This is a genomic window from Streptomyces sp. NPDC050759, assembly GCF_044456945.1.
Lineage (GTDB): Bacteria > Actinomycetota > Actinomycetes > Streptomycetales > Streptomycetaceae > Streptomyces.
Genome location: NZ_JBITGI010000028.1, coordinates 15,983 through 38,339, shown reverse-complemented (window position 1 = coordinate 38,339; position 22,357 = coordinate 15,983). Strand labels below are relative to the sequence as shown.

Here is a 22,357-nt window from a genome sequence, read left to right as displayed (position 1 = left end):
GGGACGGCCCTGCTTCTCGGAGCCGGGCCCAGCGAAGCCCGCCCCGAGAAGCGTTTCGCGGTCAGGCGACCGTGAAGCCGCCGTCGACCGGGAGGATCGTGCCGGTGACGTACTCCGCACCGACGAGATAGGCGATCGCATCCGCCACCTCGCCGGGCTTGCCGACCCGCTTGATCGGCAGGTCCTGGGCCATCGCGGTGAACTGGCCGGCCCGCGCCTCCTCGGGCACGAACGACCACCAGGGCGTGTCCACGGCACCCGGCGCCACGGCGTTGACGCGGACCGGAGACAGCTCGGCCGCCAGTGGCGAGACGATCCGCTCGATCGCGCCGTTGACCGCGGCGAACGTCACGGTGCCGGGGGCGGCGGAGCGCGCGGTGGCCGCGGAAACGAACGTGATGGAGCCGGTGACCTGCGCCTTCTGGACGGCGGACAGGTAGGCGAACAGCTTGCCCTCGAAGGCGGACCTGATGTCCGCGACGTCAACGCCGGCCAGCGGGCCGAGCCCCAGCGCGCCCGGGCTGAAGGCGAGTACGAGGTGGTCGAAGGAGCCGACCCGCTCGAAGAACCCGGCGACGGCCTGTTCGTCCGTGCCGTCCACCTGCTCGGCGCTGGCCACCCGGTCCTTGACCGCGGCCAGCTTCTCGGCGTCGCGTCCGGTGACGATCACCTCGGCGCCGGCCTTTGTCAGCTTCTCCGCCGTCGCCAGGCCGATACCCGACGTACCGCCCAAGATCACAACACGCATCATTGCCTCCAGTTATTCCCTGCTTGCGCCACTGATCCTGAGGCCCCGCCGGAGGGCCTTCCAGATGCGCGTTGTGCTGGTGGCAGCACTACCAGGCAGACGAGAACCGCGCCGATACTGTTGGTTTCGGTACCAGCAAGCCGAATACCAGGAATTTAAATACCAGGTAGACCGTCTTGCGGGGCCTTCTCCGCCGCCCCTAGCATTTTTTTCATGCCTGCTGAAGATACCCGTACCACACCGTCCGACCGGATATCCACAGTTCGCGGCGATATCAGCGCGGACGCCTTGGGCATGACGCTGACACACGAGCACCTCTTCGTCTGGAACCCGGAATTCCATCGCAACTTCCCCGCTTTGTGGGACTCCGTGGCCGGCGTCGAGCGTGCCGCACGCCAGCTGGATGACGCCTATGAGCTGGGCGTCCGCACCATCGTCGATCTGACGGTGCTCGGCCAGGGCCGCGATCCGCAGCTCATCGCACAGGTCGCGGAGAAAACCCGGGTCAATATCGTCCTGGCCACCGGAATATACGCTCTCGACGGCCTTCCGCAGATCGTGCGCTATCGCGGGCCGGGAGAAATTCTCGACATGCCGGATCCGTTGGTCGATCTGCTGGAGTCCGACATTCGCGATGGTGTCGCGGGAACTGCGGCGAAGGCCTCCCTGGTGAAGTTCGCCTGCGAGGACCAGGAGGCCGGGCCGACGCTGCGCCGGGTGGCGGCCGCGGTGGCCGAGGTGCACCGCCGTACCGGAGTGCCCGTGGTCGTGCACACCGACCCGGACCTGCCCAACGCCCTGCTCGCGCTCGACCTGCTCGGCAAGCACGGGGTCGACCCCGGCGACGTGGTCCTCGCCCACGCGGGCGACATCGCCGACGCCGGCTATCTGCGCGAGGTCGCCGACTCCGGCGCCTACATCGGGTGCGACCGCTTCGGCATGGTCATGGTCCCGGAGGAGCAGCGCGTCTCCAACGTGCTCGACCTGGTCGCGCGAGGCCATCTGCGCCAGCTGCTGCTCTCGCACGACTGCGCGTCCTTCATCGACCACTTCCCCGAGGAGGTACGGCAGTCGATGATGCCGGACTGGTCCTACGACCATCTCCCGCTGCGGGTGATCCCGGCGCTGCGCCGGGCAGGCCTCGCCGACGGCGATCTCACCACCCTCTTCGAGGACAATCCCCGACGGCTGCTCACCGGCCACGCGGCCGCGAACCGGGAGACGCGCCATGCGACGTGAACCGCTGCCCACCGAGCCGCTGTCCACCACCCCGCAACCGGACGAGCCCTGGTCTCAAGAGCCCTGGTCGGCCCTCGAACCCTGGGAGGCCGTGGGTGCCCGCCTGATCGTGGACGAACCCACGGTCAAGTGCTGGATCGAGGAGGTTCCCCCCGGCGAGAGCCGCCCCCCGCACACCCACCGCCATCCCTGGCTCACCGTGGTTCTCGCGGGCGCCGACGGCGAGTCCCGCACCCCGGACGGCATCCTCCTCGCCGCCGGGACGGCGGTCGAGGGCACCGTTCAGCTCAACCGGCAGCGGCTCCCCTTCTCGCACCGCATGACCAACACCTCGGACCGGCCCCTGAAGCTGGTCGCCATCGAACTGCGCACCGCAGCACCGGCCCCGGAGGACGGCCGATGAACCTGCACGGCGCCGTCCCGGTCGCTCCCTCCTGGCTCACCGACCTGCACCGACCTGCCGGTCGGCCGCGGCACCGGGTCGTGGTGTTCCCGCACGCCGGTGCCGGACCGCACGCACTCGGCGGGCTCGTGGACCTGCTGCCCGCCGGCACCGAGGTGCTCGCCCTCTCCCTGCCGGGCCGGGAGCGACGGCTCACGGAGACGCCCGAGACCACCCTGACCCGGGTGCTGGCAGCCCTCGCCACGGAGCTCGCGTCGCGTGAGCCCCTCCCGACCACGGCGTTCGGGTGCAGTGTCGGCGCCCTGCTGGCAGTGCGGGCCGCGCACCGGCTGCCCGAGCTGTTCGACGGCGTCGTGGCCGCGTCCCAGGCTCCCGGCCCCGGCCCCCGCTGGCCCCTGCATGTGACCGGTGAGCAGGACCTGCTCACCGTCCTGGGCCGGGCCGGCGATGTCCCCGAGACGATCCTCGCCGACCCGGACATCAGGGCGTCCGTCCTGCTCAGACTGCGGGCGGACATCCGGCTCGGAGCCGAGGCGGAGCAGGACTTCGCCGACGTACGACTGTCCGTGCCACTGACCGTGCTCGGCGGGCTCAGCGACTCGCTGGTTCCCGCGCACACCCTGTCAGGATGGGTCGAACACAGCGGTGCCGACTGCCGGGTGGTGCTGCTCACCGGCGGACACTTCGCCTTTCTCGCGCCGAACCACCACCGGGTCGTGTCGGCGGTGCTCGGCGACCATCTCGCCGCCGTGTCGACGCGCGGTGCCACCGAGGTGGACGCCGCCTGAATCGACCTCGTCCAGCAGGGCGGACAGCCGCTCCGCGAGGTCCGACCCCGGCGGCGCCAGCGAGGCGAGCACCGTGGCCTCGCCGCCGTCCGAGATCGCGAGTTCCATCGTCTCCAGTTCGATACGGCCGAGCCGGGGGTGCAGGATCGGACGGCGCCGAGGCCGGGCGGGCGCCACGGACATGGCCCGCCACAGCCTGCGGAAGTCCGCGCTGGCCTCCTCCAGTCGGCGCACCAGGGCGCGGGTGACCGGCTCGGTGACCCGGTCGCCGAGCCGGTCGCGGAACTGCCCGAGGATGGCCGCCGCCTCGGTCTCCCACTCCGGGGAGAGGGCCCTGAACCGTGGATCCATGAAGGCCAGCCACAGCAGGTTGCGGTCGCCGCCGGGCAACCTGCCCAGGTCCCCGAACAGCGACTGGTAACCCCGGTTCCAGGCGATGACGTCGAGGCGCCGGTTGGTCAGCACCGCCGGACTGGGGTCGAGTTGCGCCAGCAGGATCCGGTGCGGTGCCCCGCACTCGCTCACCCCCGCGGTGTCGCGGGCCGGCGGCACATGGCCCGCGAGCCGGAAGAGATGGGCCCGTTCGGCCGGGTCCAGCCCGAGGACCCCGCTCAGCCGTCCGAGCACACCGCGCGACACCCCGATCTCCCGCGCCTGCTCCAGCCAGGTGTACCAGGTGGCACTGATACCGGCGAGGGTGGCGACCTCCTCCCGGCGCAGGCCCGGTGTGCGGCGCCGGCCGAGGGTGCTGATCCCGACCTCCGCAGGCTGTCGGCGGGCCCGCCGGTTGCGCAGGAACTCCGCCAGCTCGGCGCGGGCCGGCCCGGTGGTCCGTGCCCTGTCCACGATGTCAACGGTCTCCACGCGGCTCACCCGGCCAGTGCGCGGGCCGACTCCGACAGGCTCACCAGCGCCGCCCTGAACGGGGCGGGCTCGACGCCCAGTTCCTTCCTCAGCCGCGCGGCGTGGAACTCGTAGTGCCGACGGGCCTGGGCCGTGTTGCCCTGCAACAGACAGGCCTGGACGACCCGTTGGCAGGAGCTCTCCCGCAGCGGGTCCGTGCGCAGCGCCGCCAGCGCGCTCTCCAGACCGAGTCCGAACCTGCCGCGCGCCAGCAGCCTGCCGGCCAGGGCGTCCAGCGCGTCGAGCCGAAGCTGGCTCAGCCGCTCCCGCTCGACCACGATCCACTCGTCGTGCCAGTCCGGCAGGAACTCGCCGGGTCGCAGCAGCACGGACGCGTCCACCGGAAGGTGGCTGTCGCACTCCAGGATCGCGCGGCTCTCCCTGACGAGTTCGTCCACGTCGGCCACGGCGCGATCGGTCAGGGACAGCAGCGCCCGGCGGGCGTCGATGAGCCCGGGCAGCTCCCGCTGAATCCGCCACACCCCGCTGCGCAGGCTGCCGAGGGCGCGTTCCTGGGTGGCCTCGGGCCACAGTTCCCCGGCAACCCGGTGGCGCGCCGTGGGACCGTACAACGCCAGGTAGGCGGCGATCCGCCACACGCTGCCGGGCGTCGGTGACGGCACCAGCGGGCCGGCCGCGAATCCGTCCAGGAGTCGCACTGTCACCGTGCCCGTCCGGGCCCCGGCGGTTGGCCGTTCACGAGCGATCGACTGCATCAGGCTGTGTGCCACGCTGACCCCCATATGCGGTGGTGCCGAGACGTCCGTTGTTCCGGATGCTTGCCACATCAACCATCGCAACAAGATCCAGCGGCTTGTCCCAGCACCGCCAGAGCCCACCCAGTGTCCCGGTGAACTTCCCAGCTACGGGGGTCAGCGCCGTACGTCGGCCGTCCTGCCCGCCCGCAGACGCCCGAGCCCGGCCCGCAGTGCCGCGACGGCCAGCGCGCAGGCCCCCATCCCGGCTCCGACCAGGCAGGTGGTGCCCCAGTTGCCGCCCCGCCCCCACACGGTCGCGGCCACGGCCGAGCCGAGGGTGCCGCCCACGAAGTACAGGACCATGTAGGTCGTCGTGATGCGGCTGCGCATGGCCGGGTTGCCCGCGTAGATCACGCTCTGGTTGGTGATGTGGGCGACCTGGATGCCCATGTCGAGGACGACTGTGCCGACGATCAGCAGGGCGAGCGATCCCGGCCAGGCGCCCAGCACCAGGAAGGTGGCCACGACGGTGGCGAAGGCCGCGAGGGTGGTCGGGGTCTGGAGCCCGCGGTCCGCGAGCCGGCCCGCTGCCGAGGCCCCCACCACCCCGGCGCCGCCCAGCAGCGCGAAGAGCCCGATCTCGGCCGGCCCGAAGGAGAACGGACGTGCCTGGAGGTGCAGCGGCAGGACGGCCCAGAACGCGCTGAAGGCTCCGAAGGCGAGCGCCCCGTACAGGCTGCGCTCACCGACGTGGGGCGTGCGCAGCAGGATTCGTGGCAGGGAACCGAGCAGGTGGAGGTAGCTCTCGCCGTCCGTGTCGCGCGGTCGGCGCGGATCCGTCTGCCCGCTCGGCAGGCCCCAGTACAGGGCGGCGACGCACAGCGCCATGAGGACGGCGGCGGTCCCGTACACGAGGCGCCAGGAGGCGAGTTGGGCGAGGGCGCCGGCCACCGTACGGCAGAGCAGGGTACCGAGGATGAGGCCGGTCATGATGGTGCCGACCACCCGGCCGCGCGCCGCGTCGTCGGCCAGGTCCGCGCCCCACGGCACCAGCACCATCGCCGTCACACTGCACAGCCCGAGCAGCACGAAGAGCACCGGGTAGGTGCCTGTGGGCGCCCAGGGGACGGCGGCGCACACCAGGCAGGCGGCGGCCGGCAGCAGGGTGCAGAGCCTGCGCCGGTCCACGCGGTCGCCGAGCGGCACGACAAACAGCAGACCCAGGGTGTATCCGCCCTGGGTCAGCGACAGCAGATGCGCGAAGTCCTGCGCGGGGCGGTGGTGGGACGCGGCTATCTCGGGAAGCAGGACGATGACGTAGTAGAGGTTCGAGACGCACAGGCCCGCCACCACCGCGAAGACGCGCACTGTACGGCTGTTGTGACGCAGGGGTGCCGGTTCGGACCCGGCGCTGTCGGGCCGCCGCTGCGAGAGTTGGCTCATGGTGACCGATGGTGCCGCCGCGGTGCGGCGGCAACCAGAAAGCGTTGGTACTGGTGCAACCGCTACCAGGGAGCGCCGGTCACCGCGCGGAGGGTTCGAGGATGGACTGGCGCAGCGCCATGACCTGCGGGGAGGGGGCGAGGCCGAGTTCCTCGCTCAGGCGGGACTGCAGCAGGTGGTAGACCCGCAGGGCTTCCACGCGCTGCCCGCTCTGGTGGAGCGCGCGCATCAGGAGCGCGTGGAAATTCTCGTGGAACGGATTTTCCTCGACGATCTCCGAGAGCGCGCCGATGACTTCGTGATGGCGTCCCATCCTGAGATTCAGCTCGTAGCACTGCTCGGTCACCGCGAGCCTCAACTGCTCTATCCGGCGCACCTGAACCTCGATCACGGAACCATGGGGAACGTTTTCGAGGACACATCCGTGGAACAGTTCCAGCGCCCGCTTTAAGAGTACGCGAGCCGCTTCGACATCTCCCTCAGCGAGTGCGGCACGGCCTTCTCGCGCCCTTTCCTCGAAAGAGGTCAAATCGAGGTCGGGAATACCTGCCCGAAGCGAGTAACCACCTGACTCCGTCACCAGGACTTCTTTCATGATCCGCTCGACGGACTCCCCGTACACCTTCGCGAGAAAGCGTCTGACCTGTGCTATATAGGCCTGGAGGGTGGCACCGGAGGTCTTCGGCTGAGCGTCTCCCCACAACTCCCTGGAAAGCGAGGAAGCGGAGACGAACCTGTTTGCCTGAAGCAGCAGAAGAGCCAGTGTCTGCTGCTGCTTCGGGGCACTGGGAACATACCATTCATGATCTTCGGACGAAACACCCAAAGACCCAAGAACGCGGAATTCCACGCTGATTCCCCCTGAATATGGACCCAGCGGCTCCGCCGTTGCAGCCGCACCACGCTCCCATCCTCGCGCCTTACATTAAAAGGCAAGTTTCAGGCATCCCAAATGATTCTAAATTCGAGCAGCCGAACAGTCGACTGCCCGTACCCTCAGAGGAACGCCGCCAGACAATCCTCGGTGACCTTTCCCAGTTCCTGGCGCACCGATTTCTTGTAGGTCTTGGAATTCGCTCGACTGGAACGCGTCCCGTCAAAATACTGACCGGTCGACTCGCCGCCCCGGCCGAGTGCGAGGTTGAGCACCGGCTCCACACCGGCGGCCGCGGACGTCCACGGGGTGATGCCCGCCTCGCGCACCTGGAAGGTGTCCATGAAGTTGGCCGGATGCACACAGTTCACATGGACATCGGTGGACCGCAGTTCGTCGGCCAGGTCGAAGGTGAACGCGGCGAGCGAGAACTTGCTGCGGAAATACGCGTCGGCGCCGTCGTAACGCCGTTCCATGTGGAGGTCACCGAAGTCGGGCGGCGCCTGCCCCACCGACCCGACGTTGACCACCCGGGCCGGCGCACCGGCGATCAGCCGCGGCAGCAGCAGCCGGGTCAGCAGCACCGGCGCGAGATAGTTCACCGCGAACCGCAACTCGTAGCCGTCGGCGCTCACTTCCCGCTTCTTGTGGGGCGGCGGGCCACCTCCGAGGCCGGCGTTGTTGACAAGGATCGCCAGCTCGGGATGGTCCGCTCCGACCTGTTCGGCCAGCGCGCGCACCTGTGACAGATCGGCCAGGTCGGCCAGATAGGTGTCCACCTGACCGCCCGCGGCCCGCACTTCGGCGCCGACCGCTTCCAGACGCGTCGCGTCACGGCCGTGTGCCAGAACGTGTACCCCTTGTGCGGCCAGGGCCAGGGCCACCTCCCTGCCCAGTCCCGATGTCGTACCGGTCACCAGGGCGACCCTTTTGTTTCCAGCCATCTCGGCCACCTCCACAGATGCCGCCGCAACGTCCTCGCGCTGTCCACCGCGCGGGCTCGGCGTGCCTTCCACTCTGGCCGGAAACGGGTGCCCGGAGCGAGGGAGGTCCCTGGTGCTCTTTGCACCAGTGTCCTGCCCAACCCCCACTCAGCCGTCACCTCAGCTCGTCCACATACCGGTCCGTTCCGGGCACGGTGGGCACGAACGGCGCGACGAACCGCACGTCGCCCAGCCGCGAGGCGGCCACCGCCGTGTCCAGGCCGGTGAAGTGGTCGTCCCAGGCCTCGCGGGGGTCCTGCTGGAGGAACCACAGCAGGGTCAGCCGGGTCCCGACGCCGTCGACCTGTTTGACGTAGGACATCCGGTCCAGGGGCAGCGGCGTCGGGGCGAAGACGGTCACCATGGCCGTGGGCGAGCCCGCCAGCTGTTTGGGAAGGTGATCGTCGCGCAGCCAGGTGAGCAACTCCCCGCGGGTTTCGGGCGTTTCGGTGTCGATGACCTGGACGACGAGCCCGGCGTAGGGATGGTCGAGGGCGTGAATGTCACGCGGGCCGTGGTCGCCGTCGCGATAGACGGTCGCGACATGGTCCTGGAAGGCCGTGAAGACGTGGGTGCGGTCCTGGAAGACGCGGTGGTCGCGGTTGAGGCGCTTGTTGATGCCGACGGTCCAGCGCATGTGGTCGGCGTAGCGGCCGGCGGTGATCCAGTAGACGGACAGATAGCAGCCGGCCGTCACCGGCTGCGCCACGGCCGAGTTCTCCGGGTAGCGCAGGAGTTGCAGGTCCCGCGTGGCCACCCAGCGGCGCCCGGCGTACATCCACGGCATGGCCATCGCGCCGGCGATGTAGTGGTCGTCCTCGTACCAGCGGTTGTACTCGCGTTCCCGGCCGGGGTGCGGCTCGACCATGGTGATGAGGGCATGGCCGAGATCGGCTCCGTAGGGCCCTACGGCGGCCAGTTCGGCGTACGTCTCGCTGTGGGTCTCTTCTGACATGGGACCTTCCCTCCTCCAGCACTCGCCCATACTCTGACGCCCCGTCAGATAATGCGCCAGAGCCAGGAACCAGGCAGGAATCAGGGAGGCCGCCGGTATGTCACTTCTCTCCGGGAAGACAGTCGTCGTGTCGGGCGTCGGGGCCGGGCTCGGTCATCAGGTCGCCGCAGCCGTCGTGCGGGACGGCGGGAACGCCGTACTGGGTGCGCGGACCGAGGCGAACCTCGCGAAGAGCGCCGCCGAGATCGATCCGGACGGGGCGCACACGGCGTACCGGTCGACGGACATCACCGACGAGCACCAGTGCGTGCGACTCGCGGAGTTGGCGGTGGAGCGGTTCGGGCGGCTGGACGCGGTCGTGCAGGTGGCCGCGTGGGACAGCTACTTCGGGGGGCTCGAGGACGCGGACTTCGCGACCTGGCAGTCGGTCATCGACGTGAACCTGCTGGGTTCGCTGCGGATGACCCGGGCCTGTCTGCCGGGATTGAGGGCGGCGGGCGGCGGGTCGGTGGTGTTCGTCGGGACGCAGTCGGCCGTGGCCGCCCCCTCGCAGGTGCGGCAGGCCGCGTACGCCGCCTCGAAGGGGGCGCTGACCAGCGCGATGTACTCGATGGCGCGGGAGCTCGGGCCGGACCGGATCCGGGTCAACACCGTGCTGCCCGGCTGGATGTGGGGGCCGCCGGTGCAGGCGTACGTGCAGTTCACGGCGCATACGGAGAAGGTGCCGGAGGCGGACGTACTGAAGCGGCTCACCGAACGGATGGCGCTGCCCGAGCTCGCGACCGACGGGGACGTGGCGGACGCGACGGTGTTCCTGGCCTCGGACCGGGCGCGAGCGATCACCGGACAGTCGTTGCTGGTCAACGCCGGGGAGCTGATGCGGTGAGTTCATGTAGGTGAACGCAGGCCATCATCACGAATATCTTTACCTCCCTTTGACCCTACACCAGCTTGTCGTGTCCACGCGGTGGCGCCCACGATGAGCGCCGGGCTGATCCCTGGGAGGGCGCATATGAACGGTCTCGACTGGGCCGTGCTCATCGGCTATTTCGGCGTGATGGTCGCGATCGGCGTCTGGTCGCACAAACGGGTGGACGACGTCAGCGACTTCTTCACGGCCGGCGGCAAGATGCCGTGGTGGCTGTCGGGCATCTCGCACCACATGTCGGGCTACAGCGCGGTGATGTTCACCGGGTACGCGGGCATCGCCTACACGTACGGCGTCACGTCGTTCGTCACCTGGTCCTTCCCCATCGCACTCGGCATCGCCATCGGCTCGAAGCTGTTCGCGCCGCGTATCAACCGGCTGCGCTCACGGCTCCATGTGGCTTCCCCGCTGGAGTATCTGAAGAACCGTTACGACCTGAAGACCCAGCAGGCGCTGGCCTGGTCGGGCATGCTGCTGAAGATCGTGGACGTGGGCGCCAAGTGGGCCGCGATCGCGACCCTGTTGTCGGTGTTCACCGGGATGTCGCTCAACCAGGGCATCCTCATCACCGGCGGCATCACGGCCATCTACTGCACGATCGGCGGTCTGTGGGCCGACGCGCTCACGGAGTTGGGCCAGTTCGTCATCCAACTCCTCGCCGGTGTCGCGATGTTCATCGCCGTCGTCCTCAAGCTCAACGACAAGGGCATCGGCTTCTTCGGCGCCTGGGACGAGCCCGAGCTCCAGGGGCACGGAGAGCCGCTGGTGGGGCCGTACGGCACGGTCTTCCTGCTCGCCTTCCTCTTCATCAAGCTCTTCGAGTACAACGGCGGCATGCTCAACCAGGCCCAGCGCTACATGGCCACGGCGAACGCGTACCAGGCCGAGCGCTCGGCGCGGCTGTCGGCGATCCTGTGGCTGGTGTGGCCGGTCGTCCTGTTCTTCCCCATGTGGATGTCACCGCTGCTCGTCGAGTCGCAGAAGCCGGACGGCTCCGACTCCTACGGCCTGATGACCGAACAGCTGCTCCCGCACGGCCTGTTGGGCCTGGTGATCGTCGGCTTCTTCTCGCACACGATGGCCATGTGCTCCTCCGACGCCAACGCGATCGCGGCCGTCTTCACCCGGGACTGCGCACCGGTGGTGTGGCGCAGGGCGCGCAGCTGGAACCAGGGTCAGGGCCTGCGGGTCGCGCGTATCACGACGGTCGTCTTCCTCGGCCTGTCGATGGCGGCGGCGACCCAGGTCAACTCCCCCGCGTTCAAGGACATCATCACCGTCGTGATCAAGTGGGTGGCCGGTCTCATGGGCCCGATGGCCATCCCGATGATGCTCGGCCTGCTCCGCCCGTTCCGCCGCTCCGGCCCGACCGCCGCGCTCACCAGCTGGTCGATGGGTCTGCTCGCCTTCTGGCTGGTCAACTACCCGATCAACTGGAACGTCGACGGCGGTGTCCCGCTCCAGTACCAGGTCTCGATCCCGCTGGCGGTCTCGCTGATCCTGTACATCCTCGTGGGCTTCATCAAGCCCGAGGACACCCCGGAGCGCCTCGCGATCATCGAGAAGATCAACACGGACGGGGACGGGGCGGCGGCCGCGGCGATCCCGACGCCTGTGGGCGGTGTGGAGGACGTGATCGGTACGAAGGTCAAGGACTAGAAGTCACGACCGGACCGGTCCAGGCCCTCGGACACCGGACCGGTCCAGGCCCTCGGACACCGGACCGGTCTAGGCCCTGGGATAGCGGGCCAGCCACCCCGGCGACGCCCCCGCCGGACCGTGCAGCGCGGGCCCCTGGGTCATCTCCATGGCGAAGTCGTCGGCGAGTTCCAGCAGGGTGGGACGGCCCTCCAGTTCGGCCAGCCAGGCCGGCGGGAGGGCCGTCTCGCCGTGCAGGGCGCCCAGCAGGCCGCCGGTGAGCGAGCCGGCCGCGGCGGAGGGCCCGTCGTGGTTCACGGCGAGGCACAGACCGTGCCGTACGTCCTCCCCGACCAGCGCGCAGTACACGGCGGCGGACAGCAGCCCGTCCGCCGAGCCGTCGGCGGCGAGTTCCTCCACCCGCGCCGGGGTGGGCATCCCCTGCCGTACGGCACCCAGCGCGTGCTGGAGCGCGTCCGACACGGGCTCGTGCCCCGGCCGCGCGGCCAGCAGCGCGAGCGCCCGCTGCACCGCCCCGTCGAGACTGTCGCCGAGGGCCAGCGCGTGCACGATCACGGCGTACGCGCCCGCCGACAGATAGGCGACGGGGTGCCCGTGGGTCTGCGCGGCACACTCGACAGCCAGTTGTACGACGAGCTGCGGCTCCCACCCGACCAGCAGCCCGAAGGCCGCGGACCGGGCCGTGGCCTCGGGCCCGAGTTCGTTCGGGTTCTTGGGCGACTCCAGGGTCCCCATGGTGTCGTCGCCGAACCCGAGGAGAAGGGACCGGGTCGGGTCGCGGCGGGCGTACAGCCACTCCTCCCGGGCCAGCCACCCGTCGTCCTTGCGCCGCTCGTCGGGCCCCCAGTCCCGCTGGGTGGCGGCCCACCGCAGATACGCCCGGTGCAGATCGGTGGGCGGATGCCAGGCGCCGGTGTCCCGGCGGACCTGGGCCCGTATGAGCCCGTCGACGGTGAAGAGGCTGAGCTGGGTGAGATGAGTGACGGCGCCGCGTCGGCCGTACCCGAACCCGAGGTCCACGAGCCCCTCGGCGCCGTACGCCTCCCGGATCTCGTCCAGTCCGAGCCCGTCGACCGGTGCGCCCAGCGCGTCCCCCACGGCCGCCCCGAGGAGTGTCCCACGCACCCGGCTACGGAAGTCCTGCTGCTCGGCCCGCCCCCAGACGACGGCCCCGGCTGTCGCACCCACCAAGACCTCCCTGTGGCGACCGTCCGTATGTACGACGTCAGGCACTGTAATCGACGGGGGGTGCGGGGTTCAGGGGGCGTGGGGGTATGCGAGGTGAGACCCGGTTGGTCCTCGAAGTGCGGCTATCAACCGGAAACCGCGGTCACCGGAAGAGGGAGGCGCTGCGGGCCGCCCAGTCGGCGAAGGCGCGGGGCGGCCGGCCGAGGACCCGCTCGACGTCCGGGCTGACCCGGCGCAGGCCCGGTGACGGGTCGCCGAGGATGTCGAGGGTGGCGTCCGCGATCGGCTCCGGCATGAACCGCACCATCTCCGCCCTGGCCTCATCCCGGCTCTGCTCGACGAAGCGCACCGGCTCTCCCACCGCGTCCGCGATCGCGGCGGTCTGCTGCCGCGGGGATATCGGGGCGGGCCCGGTCAGTTCGTGCACGCGCCCGGCATGGCCGGGATCCCGCAGCGCCACGGCGGCCACCTGGGCGATGTCCTCCGGGTCGACGGTCGGCAGCGCGACGTCCCCGAAGGGCGCCGCCACGGTCCGCTGGGCGCGCACGGCGCCGGCCCACTGGAGGGTGTTGGAGTGGAACCCGGCGGGCCGCAGCATGGTCCATTCGAGCCCCGACCGCCTTACGGCGTCCTCCAGTTCGGAGGGATGGTCGCCGGTGGTGACGCCCTGCGAGGACAGCAGCACGACCCGCCGGACACCACCGGCCCGGACGACGTCGAGGACGTCGTCGAGGTTGCCGCCCTGAGCCACGAAGTCGCCGGAGGTCAGGAGGAAGAGCGCTTCGGCTCCCTCGAGGGCAGGCTTGAGGGTCTGGGGTGCGGCGAGGTCGGCCGGGTGATGCCGTAGCCCTGCCGGGCTTTCACGGGGACTCCGCCGGGAGACGGCCGTCACCCGCTCCCCCGCCGCGAGGAGCTCCCTCACGAGGGGCCGCCCGACGTTCCCCGTTGCACCGGTCACCACGATCATGTTGCTCCCCTTTTCCGAGGTCCTGGACTGGTTCCTGTGGACACACGGCGAAGCTACTATCGGGAGGACAGTAGGTACCTAGAGGAAAGTAATGGCGGAGAGGCTTGATGTGACGGAGACCACAGCACGCGGCCGCGGGCCCGGGACCGATGTCCCCCCGGAGAACGCCTGCCCCATCGCCCCCGTCGTCGACATCGTCTTCAGCCGCTGGACCACACCGATCCTCTGGGCCCTCCACGAGTACGGCCGTCAGCGCTTCGTAGAAGTGGAACGCCGGATCGCCACCATCACCCCCAAGGTCCTCACCCAGCGCCTGCGCCAACTGGAACGCGACGGCCTGGTCCACCGCACGTACCACGCGGAGGTCCCGCCCCGGGTCGAATACGAGATCACCGAACTGGGCCGCAGCCTGGCCCCGTTGTTCGCGACCCTGGCGGAGTGGTCACCGAACCTGGAGCGGGTGGAGGAGGCCCGGCGGGCCTATGACGCCAGGGACGGGGGCGGCGGGCGGTCGGCGTGACGCCGGGCAGGTATACCGCCCACCCGCTGAGGATTATCCGGCGACGCCCCGAACCCGGTCCCGCACCGCAAGCGCCCGCTCATCGTCCGGGTTCAGCGCGCATGCGCGTTCCGCGTCGGCGAGGGCCAGGTCGAAGGTGGCGCGGGCGAGGTGGGTTTCGGCTCGGCGGCACAGGGCCCAGGTGTAGGTGGGGTCGAGGTCCAGGGCGCGGTTCAGGGCGGTGAGTGCCTCCTCGAAGCGGCCCAGTTGGGACAGGGCGGCGCCTCGGCTCGCGTGGGCCGAGGCGTAGTCGGGGGCGAGCGCGAGTACGCGGTCGTAGTCGCGGAGGGACTCCTCGAGGCGGCCTGCGTTGCGGAGGGCGTCGCCGCGCTCGCAGCGGCCCCAGGGCCAGTCCGGCTGGAGGGTGACCGCTCGGTCGAGGTCGGCCAGTTGGCGGGCGGGATCACCGAGACCGCGCCATACGCGGGCGCGGCGGACCAGAGCCCACGTGTAGTCGGGTTTGAGGTCGAGGGCCCGGTCCAAGTCTGCCAGGGCAAAGTCGAGTTCACCTCGGGTCAGGCGGACGGCGCCTCGGGACGCCCAGGCCAAGTGGTGGGCGGGGTCCAATTGGATCCCCTTGTCCAGGTCCCTGAGCGCTTCGTCGGTGTGGTTCAGCACCCTGTGGTACTCACCCCGCACCGAGTGGGCGGAGGCGTTGTCCGGCTCCAGCGCGAGGGCCTGGTCCAGGTCGTCGACCGCCGTTTCGTAGTCGCCGAGTTCGCCGCGCACGTAGGAACGGCCCCGGTAGGCGCGCGCGAGCCCGGGATCCAGCGCAACCGCCCGGTCGTACTCGCGCAGTGCCTCCTCCAGCGCGCCGAGGCGCCGTAGCGCGCTGCCCCGTACCACTCGGGCATGTGCCTGGGCCGGTTCGTCGAGGGCCGCCCGGGACAGCAGTCGGGCGAGTGCCGCGGGGACGCCGCCCTCGGTGAGCGTCCGGGACAGTTCGCTCCCCCACTTGGACACCGCTTCCATGTGGCCGTCCCGGCCCGCGTCCAGCAGGGTCCGCGCCCACCGGGCCGCGGTGACATCGTCCGTGTCACAGGCGTCCATGAAGTCCCGCAGCACCAGCGGCAGCGCGACCCGCGCCTGAGCGCACAGCAGGTGGTAGGACTCGGCGAGCCGCAGCTCCCGCCACTCCTCGTCCGCCCACAGCTCCCCGTCCGCGCGCCCGTCTTCGGACGCCACCCGCCACTCGCCGAATATCCGGGCCAGACGCTCCTGTTGCCGGCCCCAGCCGCGCGGCGACCGCCCGCGCTGCATCCGCAGCATCGCCTCCCGCACCAGGTCGTGGTAGCGGAGCCGGTCGCCGCGGTCGGTGACGAACGGCAGGGACCGCAGCCAGGTGAAGAGCTGTTCCACCTCGTCGTCCGGGCAGTCCACGGCCGCCCGGAACACGTCCATGTTCAGTTGGCGGGGCAGCGAGCACGCGAGGGCCGCGGATCGCCGTACCGGATCCTGTTCCCACTTCAGGAAGCGTTCTACGGCCGTCGCACTGGGATCGCCGATGTCCTCGGGGTCGGTGGGGCGCTGCTCGGCAAGGGTCGACACCAGGACGGGCAGTCCGCCCGTGAGGCGCAGCACCTCCTCCACCACGGGCTCGGCGACCACTCCCTTGGCCGCGAGCAGCCCCCGGGCCTCCGCATTCGTGAACGGTCCGAGGGGCACGTCCGTCATGAAGTCGGCGAAGGCACCCCAGCGGGTGGTGTCGAAGGGACGTTGGCCCGCCGTCACCACGACGACCGTCGCGGGGAGGGTGCCGTACCGGTCACCGGTCATGACCTCGTGCAGCCAGCCGTCGAGGAACGGGGCGGTCCGCTCGTACGTGTCGAAGAAGAGGACGATCCAGGGGGCCGCGGCCGCCGCGTCGGTGAGTTCGTCCAGAAGCACCGGGGTGAGTACCCGCTCCGGGTGCATGACCAGTTGGACGTCTTCCTGGCTGCGGAAGCGCGCGCTGAGCCCGGCCCGCAACCGGTCGGCTCCGTGGGCGAGTTGAGCCGGGTCCAGGGCTCCCGCGAAAGCTCCCACGCCCGGCACCATTCCGAGTCCGGCCAGTCCGGCCCGCGCCGCGGCCATGCTGCCCGCCGAGGGGCCCTCGGGCTCCGCTTCGAGGGTGACAACGGCGGCGGCCTCCGCCTCGCGCAGACGTTCGCGGTGGGTGGCGAGAAGTCGTTCCAGTTCCTTGAAGCGGCAGCCCTGAGTGCCCAGTTGGCGGCTGATCGCCGACATCGCCTCCGGCACACTGCCGACGCTCTCGTCGACATAGGCCGCGAACGCGCCTTTCTCGCGGGCCACTTGTTCCAGCTCTCGGACCAGGAACGTCTTTCCGACACCGGCGTTGCCGTGCACATGGAAGAGGAACCGGTGCCGCTCGTCCTCGGGCGCCAGGTCGAGGTTGCGCCGGAACATCGCCCGCTCGTCGCTCCGCCCCACGAATCCGGCCCGCCTGCGCTGCCGGATCAGCTCCTGCATCGACGGCCGCGCCGCCATCCGACTCACCCCCGTCATGCAAACACCCCGCAGTCTGGCAGAGGTCCCGATGCCCTGGACAGCCGTCCAGCGATTGACTTCGGAATACGTTCCGAAGTAGCGTTGGATCATGTCCACCCCCACGGTCGCCTTCTCCGAGCTCTCCAAGAACTCAAAGCGTGTCGCCGAAACGCTCGACCGGACCCAGCGCGTGCACATCACGCGTCGAGACGGCGAGGATCTGTACCTGACGACTGCCCGCCACGACCAGCAGCGCGAGGAGACGGCGGACATCACGGCTCGTCTTCTCGCCGCCCTCGTCCGCAGTGACGCCGGCGAGCGGGCCATACTGCGTGCTCTGCCTTCGGTTTTCCCATGGATGCGCCATCTGTCGGCAGACGAATCGAAGGAGTTCGTGGCCGAGCTCATCGACGCCACGTACGACGCCGCACAACTGGACGTCCACGCCAATCTGCACCGAGTCGTCGTCGAATGGCGCGCGACGGCCCGGATCCTCGCCGATCCCGGTCTCACGGCACAGCTCACCCGTCGACTGCCGGACGAGGACCATGGCGAGGTGACGGCGCCCCCCAAAGACACCGAGTAGACCAGCCGCGGCCAAGCAGCCTCTCCGCCAAGGGAATTGGCGTTGGATCACATCGCCTCTCGCTGGGAAGATGGCCCCCATGGCATCGACACCCCCACGCACCACACGCAGCGCACTCCACCTCTCCGCCACCCTTCTCACCGCGAGCGTCGCGCTGTACATAGCGCTCGTGGCGTTCGGGAACATCACGGACTTCGGGACCAACCAGGCGTTCGTGCAGCATGTTCTCGCGATGGATACGACGTTCAAGGACGACGATCTGATGTGGAGAGCCATCACCAGCAAGGGACTTCAGAACACGGCGTACGTCGCGATCATCGTCTGGGAGACGCTGGCCGCGCTCGTGCTGATCTACGGCACCTATCTGTGGGTGCGCGGGGACGATCCGCGGGCCCGGCGCTTCTCCACCTACGGCCTGCTCATGCTCATGCTGCTGTTCGGCGCCGGGTTCATCGCGATCGGCGGGGAGTGGTTCTCCATGTGGCAGTCGGACACCTGGAACGGGCTGGACGCGGCGCTGCGGGTGTTCGTGCTGAGCGGGGTCGTGCTGCTGGTGGTCAACCTGCCGGACCGTACTGCCAGTTAGCCACCAGTTGGCGCTAGTTGACGACTACGACCTTCGTCCCCGTCTCGCCGAACGTCCACAGTGCCGAGCCGTCCGCCGTCTTCATGCGGATGCCGCCGGTCTGGACGCCGTTCGCCGGCGGGGGCGAGGAGCCGTCCACCGCGTTGGAGAAGGCGACGTTCACGCCGCCCACGGCGGTGAAGTACACGATGTGTTCGATCCGCACGCCGTCGGACCCGGTCGTCGGGTCTTCCCGGCGCAGTGAGACCGAGTAGGTGCCGGGGGCCGGGTCCACCGTCCCCGGCCAGACGGCGAAGGTCCGCCGGGCCGCCTCGCTCGCGTCGATCAGCCAGACCCGCTTGTCGCCGAGCGAGTAGACGATCCGGCGGCCGGTCCCGGAGGCGTCCGGAACCGCGGTCGCCGACGGCTCGGGCTGCGCGGACGCGCGCGGGGACGACGAGGCGCTCGGCCGGGCGGTGGCAACCGCGCTCGGCTTTGTTCCCTTGTCGGCCTGTACGGCCAGGGTGACGACGGCGGCTATCGCCCCCACGGTCAGACCCGTCACCCAGACCTTCGGGGCTGGCACGGCACGCATCTCCTCGGCTAAGGATCCCCGTCGAACGGGGGTCGGATCATCGTACCGGCCCCCGCCGAGACACCTTCCGCCTCACTTCCGCCTCACTTCCGCCTCACTCAGTCCAGCACCGGCAACAGCTCCGGCAGACGCCCGTCCGACACGGCCGCCGCCTTCTGCCGCTCCTCCGGCACCTCCCCGTACAGCGTCGTGCGGGGTTTCGCCGGGCGGCCCGCCGCCTCCGCCACCGCGATCAGGTCCTTCACCGACTTGTACGAGCCGTACGACGATCCCGCCATCCGGGAGATGGTCTCCTCCATCAGCGTGCCGCCGAGGTCGTTGGCGCCGGAGCGGAGCATCTCGGCCGCGCCCTCGGTGCCGAGCTTGACCCAGCTGGTCTGGATGTTGGGGATCCAGGGGTGGAGGAGGAGGCGTGCCATCGCGGTGACCGCGCGGTTGTCCCGCATCGTCGGGCCGGGGCGGGCGATGCCGGCCAGGTACACCGGGGCATTGGTGTGGATGAAGGGGAGTGTCACGAACTCCGTGAAGCCGCCGGTGCGTTGCTGGATTGCGGCCAGTGTGCGCAGGTGGCCCAGCCAGTGGCGTGGCTGGTCGACATGGCCGTACATCATTGTGGAGGAGGACCGCAGGCCGACCTCGTGGGCGGTCTCGATCACCTCGATCCAGGTCGCCGTGGGCAGCTTGCCCTTGGTCAGGATCCAGCGGACCTCGTCGTCGAGGATCTCGGCGGCCGTGCCGGGAATGGAGCCCAGGCCGGCCTCCTTGGCCGTCGTCAGCCACTCGCGGATGGACATCCCGGTGCGGGTCGCGCCGTTGACGACCTCCATCGGCGAGAAGGCGTGCACATGCATGCCGGGGACCCGCTCCTTCACCGCCTTCGCGATGTCGAAGTACGCCGTACCGGGCAGGTCCGGGTGGATGCCGCCCTGCATGCAGACCTCCACCGCGCCCACTTCCCAGGCCTGTTGGGCCCGGTCGGCCACCTGGTCCAGGGACAGGGTGTAGGCGTCGGCGTCGGTGCGCCGCTGGGCGAAGGCGCAGAACCGGCAGCCGGTGTAGCAGACGTTGGTGAAGTTGATGTTCCGCGTGACGATGTACGTGACGTCGTCGCCGACCACCGACCTGCGCACGTCGTCGGCGATCCCGGTCAGCGCGTCCAGGGCGGGCCCGTCGGCGTGCAGCAGCGCGAGGGCCTCCGCGTCGGTCAGCTTGGTGGGGTCGTCGGCGGCGGTGCGCAGCGCGTCCCGTACGTCCGTGTCGATGCGCTCGGGCACCATGCCGGGGGCGGCCGCCTCGCGCAGGGCGCCCCAGTCGCCGTAGACCTCGTCGAAGTCGTCGCGGCGGTCGGACGTACGGCCCTCGGTGTCGATGGAGGCGTGCAGGTCCGTGCGGCCGGACGCCACGAACACCTCTTCCGGCTCCTGCCAGGGCAGTCCCTGCGGGAGGGCGTCGGGGCGGGCGAGGCCCGTCTCGGGGTCGGCCAGCGCGGCCACGTGCGGGCGCAGCCTCGGGTCCAGCCAGGGCTCACCGCGCTGGACGAACTCGGGATACACGCAGAGCCGTTCCCGCAGCTCGAAACCGGCCGCCGCGGAGCGTTCGGTGAGCTCCTCGATCTGCGGCCACGGCCGCTCGGGGTTCACATGGTCGATGGTGAGCGGGCTGACCCCGCCCCAGTCGTCGATCCCCGCCCCGATGAGGCGCTCGTACTCGCTGTCGACCAGGTTCGGCGGGGCCTGGATGTTGGCGGCCGGGCCCATGATGAGCCGGGCCACGGCCACCGCGGCGACCAGTTCGTCCAGCTCCGCGTCCGGCATGGCGCGCATCGCGGTGTCCGGCTTGGCGCGGAAGTTCTGGATGATGAGCTCCTGGACGCTGTGGTACGCCCGTGCCGTGCGCCGGAGCGCGAAGAGGGACTCGGCGCGCTCCTCGTACGTCTCCCCGATCCCGATGAGGATGCCGCTCGTGAACGGCACCGACGAACGCCCGGCGTCCTCCAGGACCCGCAGCCGTACGGCGGGCTCCTTGTCGGGGGAGCCGTAGTGCGGTCCGCCGGGCTCGGACCAGAGCCGCTCGGCGGTCGTCTCCAGCATCATGCCCATGCTCGGCGCGACGGGCTTCAGCCGCTGGAAGTCGGTCCAGGACAGCACGCCCGGGTTGAGGTGCGGGAGGAGTCCCGTCTCCTCCAGGATCCGGATGGAGATGGCCCGGACGTACGCGATGGTGTCGTCGTAACCGTGCGCGTCCAGCCATTCCCTGGCCTCCGGCCAGCGGTCCTCGGGCTTGTCGCCGAGGGTGATGAGGGCTTCCTTGCAGCCCAGCGCGGCGCCCTTGCGGGCCACGTCCAGGACCTCGTCGGGGGACATGAACATGCCGTGGCCGGCCCGGCGGAGCTTGCCGGGCACGGTCACGAAGGTGCAGTAGTGGCACTTGTCCCGGCACAGCCGGGTGAGGGGGATGAAGACGCTCTTCGAGTACGTGATGACACCGGGGCGGCCCGCCTGCGCGAGGCCCGCGTCCCTGACGCGGGCGGCCGACGCGGTGAGGTCGTCCAGGGCCGGGCCGCGGGCCTGGAGCAGCACCGCGGCCTCGGAGACGTCGAGCGCGACGCCATCCCGGGCACGTTTGAGAGCGCGACGCATGGAGTTCTCGGTGGGACCCGTACCGCCGGGGCGGTCGGTGGGGCCGGTTCCGGAGGCCGCGGAAGTCGTCATCCTTCGAGCATACGAGCGGGGTGATCAGGGCGGCGGTGCCGCACAGAGGTGGGTGACGTCACACTCCATCCCCACCGTCCTGGACATAACGGGCATACTCGTCCAGCACCTTGAGCACCTCGGCCTCCCCCGCCGGCGGCAGCTGCAGCACGACCTCCTCGATGCCGAGCTCGGCGTAGTGGGCGAGCTTGCCGGGGGTGGGGACGACGGCGTACGGGACGACCTGGAGGGCGGCCGGATCGCGGCCCGCGTCGGTCCAGGCGGTGCGCAGCACGGGCAGGGACTCGGTGAGGCCGCGGCCGCCGATGGGGAGCCAGCCTTCGGCGTACTCGCAGATGTGGGAGAACAGCTTGGGTCCGGCGGCGCCGCCCACGAGAGTCCGCTTCCCGACGGGCTTGGGGAAGGCGTGGCTGGCTCGAACACTCCCGAACTGCCCTTCGTAGGCGGTCGGTTCGTCCGCCCAGAGCGCCTGCATGAGCGCCATCCGGTCCCGGACGAGCTCGCGCCGGGTACGCCACTCGACGCCGTGGTCGGCGGCTTCCTCGACGTTCCAGCCGAAGCCGAGTCCGAGCGTGAACCGCCCGCCGGAGAGGTGGTCGAGGGTCGCGATCTGCTTGGCGAGGTCGATCGGGTCGTGCTGGGCGACGAGCGTGATGCCGGTGCCGAGGCCGAGCCGTTCGGTGACGGCCGCGGCCTGACCGAGCGCGACGAAGGGGTCGAGGGTTCGGCCGTACTCGCGCGGCAGGTCGCCGCCCGCCGGGTACGGGGTGACCCGCTCGACGGGGATGTGCGTGTGCTCGGGCAGATACAGCCCGGCGAAGCCCCGTGCCTCCAGCTCACGGGCGATCCGGGTCGGGGTGATGGTCTCATCGGTGAGGAAGATCGTCACGGAAATTCGCATGACTGCATCTGTACCGGGCCGGGGCGGGGATGTCCATACCGACTGGTCGGAATCAACGCCGTGATCGAGTCCGCGGCCCTATGTCGGTCATCTGTCGGCGCTGTCGGTCGGATGTCGGGGGCTTGTCGACAGGGGCCCGGAGTCTTGTCGCAGACCCCGCCGGGTGACCGCCCGACG

At 70.2% G+C, this 22,357-nt stretch carries 20 protein-coding genes and 1 pseudogene; 8 read left to right on the top strand and 13 right to left on the bottom strand.

Annotation, left to right across the window (positions count from 1 at the left end; translation table 11 throughout):
- Window positions 1-61: 61 nt before the first annotated feature.
- Window positions 62-748, bottom strand: coding sequence for an SDR family oxidoreductase (locus tag ACIBJB_RS44975; RefSeq protein ID WP_398939957.1), 687 nt, complete (start codon window positions 746-748; stop codon window positions 62-64).
- 213 nt (window positions 749-961) lie between these two features.
- Here ACIBJB_RS44975 and ACIBJB_RS44970 point away from each other — a divergent pair, with 213 nt between their 5' ends.
- From ACIBJB_RS44970 to ACIBJB_RS44960, 3 genes are read left to right on the top strand one after another with little or no spacing between them, the layout of a single operon-like run.
- Window positions 962-1,987, top strand: coding sequence for a phosphotriesterase (locus tag ACIBJB_RS44970; protein ID WP_398939956.1), 1,026 nt, complete (start codon window positions 962-964; stop codon window positions 1,985-1,987).
- Entirely contained in the window at window positions 1,977-2,390 is a 414-nt protein-coding gene (locus tag ACIBJB_RS44965; protein WP_398939955.1) for a hypothetical protein, read from the top strand. Before ACIBJB_RS44970 ends, ACIBJB_RS44965 begins: the two co-directional genes overlap by 11 nt.
- Window positions 2,387-3,178, top strand: a complete 792-nt coding sequence (locus ACIBJB_RS44960; RefSeq protein WP_398939954.1) for a thioesterase II family protein — start codon at window positions 2,387-2,389, stop codon at window positions 3,176-3,178. Before ACIBJB_RS44965 ends, ACIBJB_RS44960 begins: the two co-directional genes overlap by 4 nt.
- A 27-nt stretch (window positions 3,179-3,205) precedes the next feature.
- Here ACIBJB_RS44960 and ACIBJB_RS44955 read toward each other — a convergent pair.
- The 6 genes and pseudogenes from ACIBJB_RS44955 to ACIBJB_RS44930 all read right to left on the bottom strand — a co-directional run.
- Window positions 3,206-4,024 (bottom strand): annotated as a pseudogene (locus tag ACIBJB_RS44955) (helix-turn-helix transcriptional regulator); the annotation flags it as partial.
- Window positions 4,025-4,047: 23 nt separating this feature from the next.
- Window positions 4,048-4,746, bottom strand: a complete 699-nt coding sequence (locus ACIBJB_RS44950; RefSeq protein ID WP_398939953.1) for a BTAD domain-containing putative transcriptional regulator — start codon at window positions 4,744-4,746, stop codon at window positions 4,048-4,050.
- Between the two features lie 207 nt (window positions 4,747-4,953).
- Window positions 4,954-6,222, bottom strand: coding sequence for an MFS transporter (locus tag ACIBJB_RS44945; protein ID WP_398939952.1), 1,269 nt, complete (start codon window positions 6,220-6,222; stop codon window positions 4,954-4,956).
- A 79-nt stretch (window positions 6,223-6,301) separates the two neighbouring features.
- Complete coding sequence (locus tag ACIBJB_RS44940; protein ID WP_398939951.1) at window positions 6,302-7,072, bottom strand: BTAD domain-containing putative transcriptional regulator; 771 nt, start codon at window positions 7,070-7,072, stop codon at window positions 6,302-6,304.
- A gap of 146 nt (window positions 7,073-7,218) precedes the next feature.
- Window positions 7,219-8,112: an SDR family NAD(P)-dependent oxidoreductase gene (locus ACIBJB_RS44935; protein ID WP_398939950.1), complete on the bottom strand. Its 894-nt coding sequence runs from the start codon at window positions 8,110-8,112 to the stop codon at window positions 7,219-7,221.
- A gap of 82 nt (window positions 8,113-8,194) precedes the next feature.
- On the bottom strand, window positions 8,195-9,034 hold the full coding sequence (locus tag ACIBJB_RS44930) for a hypothetical protein (protein ID WP_398939949.1): 840 nt from the start codon (window positions 9,032-9,034) through the stop codon (window positions 8,195-8,197).
- Window positions 9,035-9,131: 97 nt separating this feature from the next.
- Here ACIBJB_RS44930 and ACIBJB_RS44925 point away from each other — a divergent pair, with 97 nt between their 5' ends.
- Both ACIBJB_RS44925 and ACIBJB_RS44920 read left to right on the top strand, forming a co-directional pair.
- Entirely contained in the window at window positions 9,132-9,920 is a 789-nt protein-coding gene (locus ACIBJB_RS44925) for an SDR family oxidoreductase (protein ID WP_398939948.1), read from the top strand.
- Between the two features lie 126 nt (window positions 9,921-10,046).
- The gene (locus ACIBJB_RS44920) at window positions 10,047-11,621 is read left to right on the top strand and encodes a sodium:solute symporter family protein (protein WP_398939947.1); all 1,575 of its coding nucleotides are present in this window, start codon (window positions 10,047-10,049) and stop codon (window positions 11,619-11,621) included.
- Between the two features lie 69 nt (window positions 11,622-11,690).
- On the opposite strand, the gene ACIBJB_RS44915 is transcribed toward ACIBJB_RS44920, so the two are convergent.
- Window positions 11,691-12,809 (bottom strand): ADP-ribosylglycohydrolase family protein, encoded by a 1,119-nt coding sequence (locus ACIBJB_RS44915; protein WP_398939946.1) that lies wholly within the window; start codon window positions 12,807-12,809, stop codon window positions 11,691-11,693.
- Window positions 12,810-12,951: 142 nt separating this feature from the next.
- Window positions 12,952-13,776, bottom strand: coding sequence for an NAD(P)H-binding protein (locus ACIBJB_RS44910; RefSeq protein WP_398939945.1), 825 nt, complete (start codon window positions 13,774-13,776; stop codon window positions 12,952-12,954).
- Between the two features lie 91 nt (window positions 13,777-13,867).
- Between ACIBJB_RS44910 and ACIBJB_RS44905 the strand changes: the two genes are divergently transcribed.
- A complete protein-coding gene (locus tag ACIBJB_RS44905; RefSeq protein WP_398939944.1) occupies window positions 13,868-14,296 on the top strand; it encodes a winged helix-turn-helix transcriptional regulator in 429 nt (142 codons plus the stop codon).
- Between the two features lie 33 nt (window positions 14,297-14,329).
- On the opposite strand, the gene ACIBJB_RS44900 is transcribed toward ACIBJB_RS44905, so the two are convergent.
- Window positions 14,330-16,840 carry a tetratricopeptide repeat protein gene (locus tag ACIBJB_RS44900; RefSeq protein ID WP_398939943.1) on the bottom strand — a complete coding sequence of 837 codons (2,511 nt, stop codon included), beginning with the start codon at window positions 16,838-16,840 and terminating at the stop codon, window positions 14,330-14,332.
- Window positions 16,841-16,931: 91 nt separating this feature from the next.
- On the opposite strand from ACIBJB_RS44900, the gene ACIBJB_RS44895 reads away from it, so the two are divergent.
- Entirely contained in the window at window positions 16,932-17,408 is a 477-nt protein-coding gene (locus tag ACIBJB_RS44895) for a prevent-host-death family protein (RefSeq protein ID WP_398939942.1), read from the top strand.
- A 79-nt stretch (window positions 17,409-17,487) separates the two neighbouring features.
- On the top strand, window positions 17,488-17,994 hold the full coding sequence (locus tag ACIBJB_RS44890; protein WP_398939941.1) for a DUF2165 domain-containing protein: 507 nt from the start codon (window positions 17,488-17,490) through the stop codon (window positions 17,992-17,994).
- Between the two features lie 13 nt (window positions 17,995-18,007).
- Here the strand turns inward: ACIBJB_RS44890 and ACIBJB_RS44885 are convergent, their stop codons facing one another.
- From ACIBJB_RS44885 to ACIBJB_RS44875, 3 genes are all read right to left on the bottom strand, one after another.
- A complete protein-coding gene (locus ACIBJB_RS44885) occupies window positions 18,008-18,568 on the bottom strand; it encodes a hypothetical protein (RefSeq protein ID WP_398939940.1) in 561 nt (186 codons plus the stop codon).
- A 98-nt stretch (window positions 18,569-18,666) separates the two neighbouring features.
- Window positions 18,667-21,279, bottom strand: coding sequence for a bifunctional FO biosynthesis protein CofGH (locus ACIBJB_RS44880; protein ID WP_398939939.1), 2,613 nt, complete (start codon window positions 21,277-21,279; stop codon window positions 18,667-18,669).
- 58 nt (window positions 21,280-21,337) lie between these two features.
- Window positions 21,338-22,180, bottom strand: a complete 843-nt coding sequence (locus ACIBJB_RS44875) for a TIGR03619 family F420-dependent LLM class oxidoreductase (RefSeq protein WP_398939938.1) — start codon at window positions 22,178-22,180, stop codon at window positions 21,338-21,340.
- Window positions 22,181-22,357 lie beyond the last annotated feature (177 nt).

What these genes read in the sequence shown, in the direction of transcription:
- ACIBJB_RS44975 (WP_398939957.1), bottom strand. Translation starts at nt 748, where the DNA reads ATGCGTGTTGTGATCTTGGGCGGTACGTCGGGTATCGGCCTGGCGACG.
- ACIBJB_RS44970 (WP_398939956.1), top strand. Translation starts at nt 962, where the DNA reads ATGCCTGCTGAAGATACCCGTACCACACCGTCCGACCGGATATCCACA.
- ACIBJB_RS44965 (WP_398939955.1), top strand. Translation starts at nt 1,977, where the DNA reads ATGCGACGTGAACCGCTGCCCACCGAGCCGCTGTCCACCACCCCGCAA.
- ACIBJB_RS44960 (WP_398939954.1), top strand. Translation starts at nt 2,387, where the DNA reads ATGAACCTGCACGGCGCCGTCCCGGTCGCTCCCTCCTGGCTCACCGAC.
- ACIBJB_RS44945 (WP_398939952.1), bottom strand. Translation starts at nt 6,222, where the DNA reads ATGAGCCAACTCTCGCAGCGGCGGCCCGACAGCGCCGGGTCCGAACCG.
- ACIBJB_RS44930 (WP_398939949.1), bottom strand. Translation starts at nt 9,034, where the DNA reads ATGTCAGAAGAGACCCACAGCGAGACGTACGCCGAACTGGCCGCCGTA.
- ACIBJB_RS44925 (WP_398939948.1), top strand. Translation starts at nt 9,132, where the DNA reads ATGTCACTTCTCTCCGGGAAGACAGTCGTCGTGTCGGGCGTCGGGGCC.
- ACIBJB_RS44920 (WP_398939947.1), top strand. Translation starts at nt 10,047, where the DNA reads ATGAACGGTCTCGACTGGGCCGTGCTCATCGGCTATTTCGGCGTGATG.
- ACIBJB_RS44910 (WP_398939945.1), bottom strand. Translation starts at nt 13,776, where the DNA reads ATGATCGTGGTGACCGGTGCAACGGGGAACGTCGGGCGGCCCCTCGTG.
- ACIBJB_RS44905 (WP_398939944.1), top strand. Translation starts at nt 13,868, where the DNA reads ATGGCGGAGAGGCTTGATGTGACGGAGACCACAGCACGCGGCCGCGGG.
- ACIBJB_RS44900 (WP_398939943.1), bottom strand. Translation starts at nt 16,840, where the DNA reads ATGACGGGGGTGAGTCGGATGGCGGCGCGGCCGTCGATGCAGGAGCTG.
- ACIBJB_RS44895 (WP_398939942.1), top strand. Translation starts at nt 16,932, where the DNA reads ATGTCCACCCCCACGGTCGCCTTCTCCGAGCTCTCCAAGAACTCAAAG.
- ACIBJB_RS44890 (WP_398939941.1), top strand. Translation starts at nt 17,488, where the DNA reads ATGGCATCGACACCCCCACGCACCACACGCAGCGCACTCCACCTCTCC.
- ACIBJB_RS44885 (WP_398939940.1), bottom strand. Translation starts at nt 18,568, where the DNA reads ATGCGTGCCGTGCCAGCCCCGAAGGTCTGGGTGACGGGTCTGACCGTG.
- ACIBJB_RS44880 (WP_398939939.1), bottom strand. Translation starts at nt 21,279, where the DNA reads ATGACGACTTCCGCGGCCTCCGGAACCGGCCCCACCGACCGCCCCGGC.
- ACIBJB_RS44875 (WP_398939938.1), bottom strand. Translation starts at nt 22,180, where the DNA reads ATGCGAATTTCCGTGACGATCTTCCTCACCGATGAGACCATCACCCCG.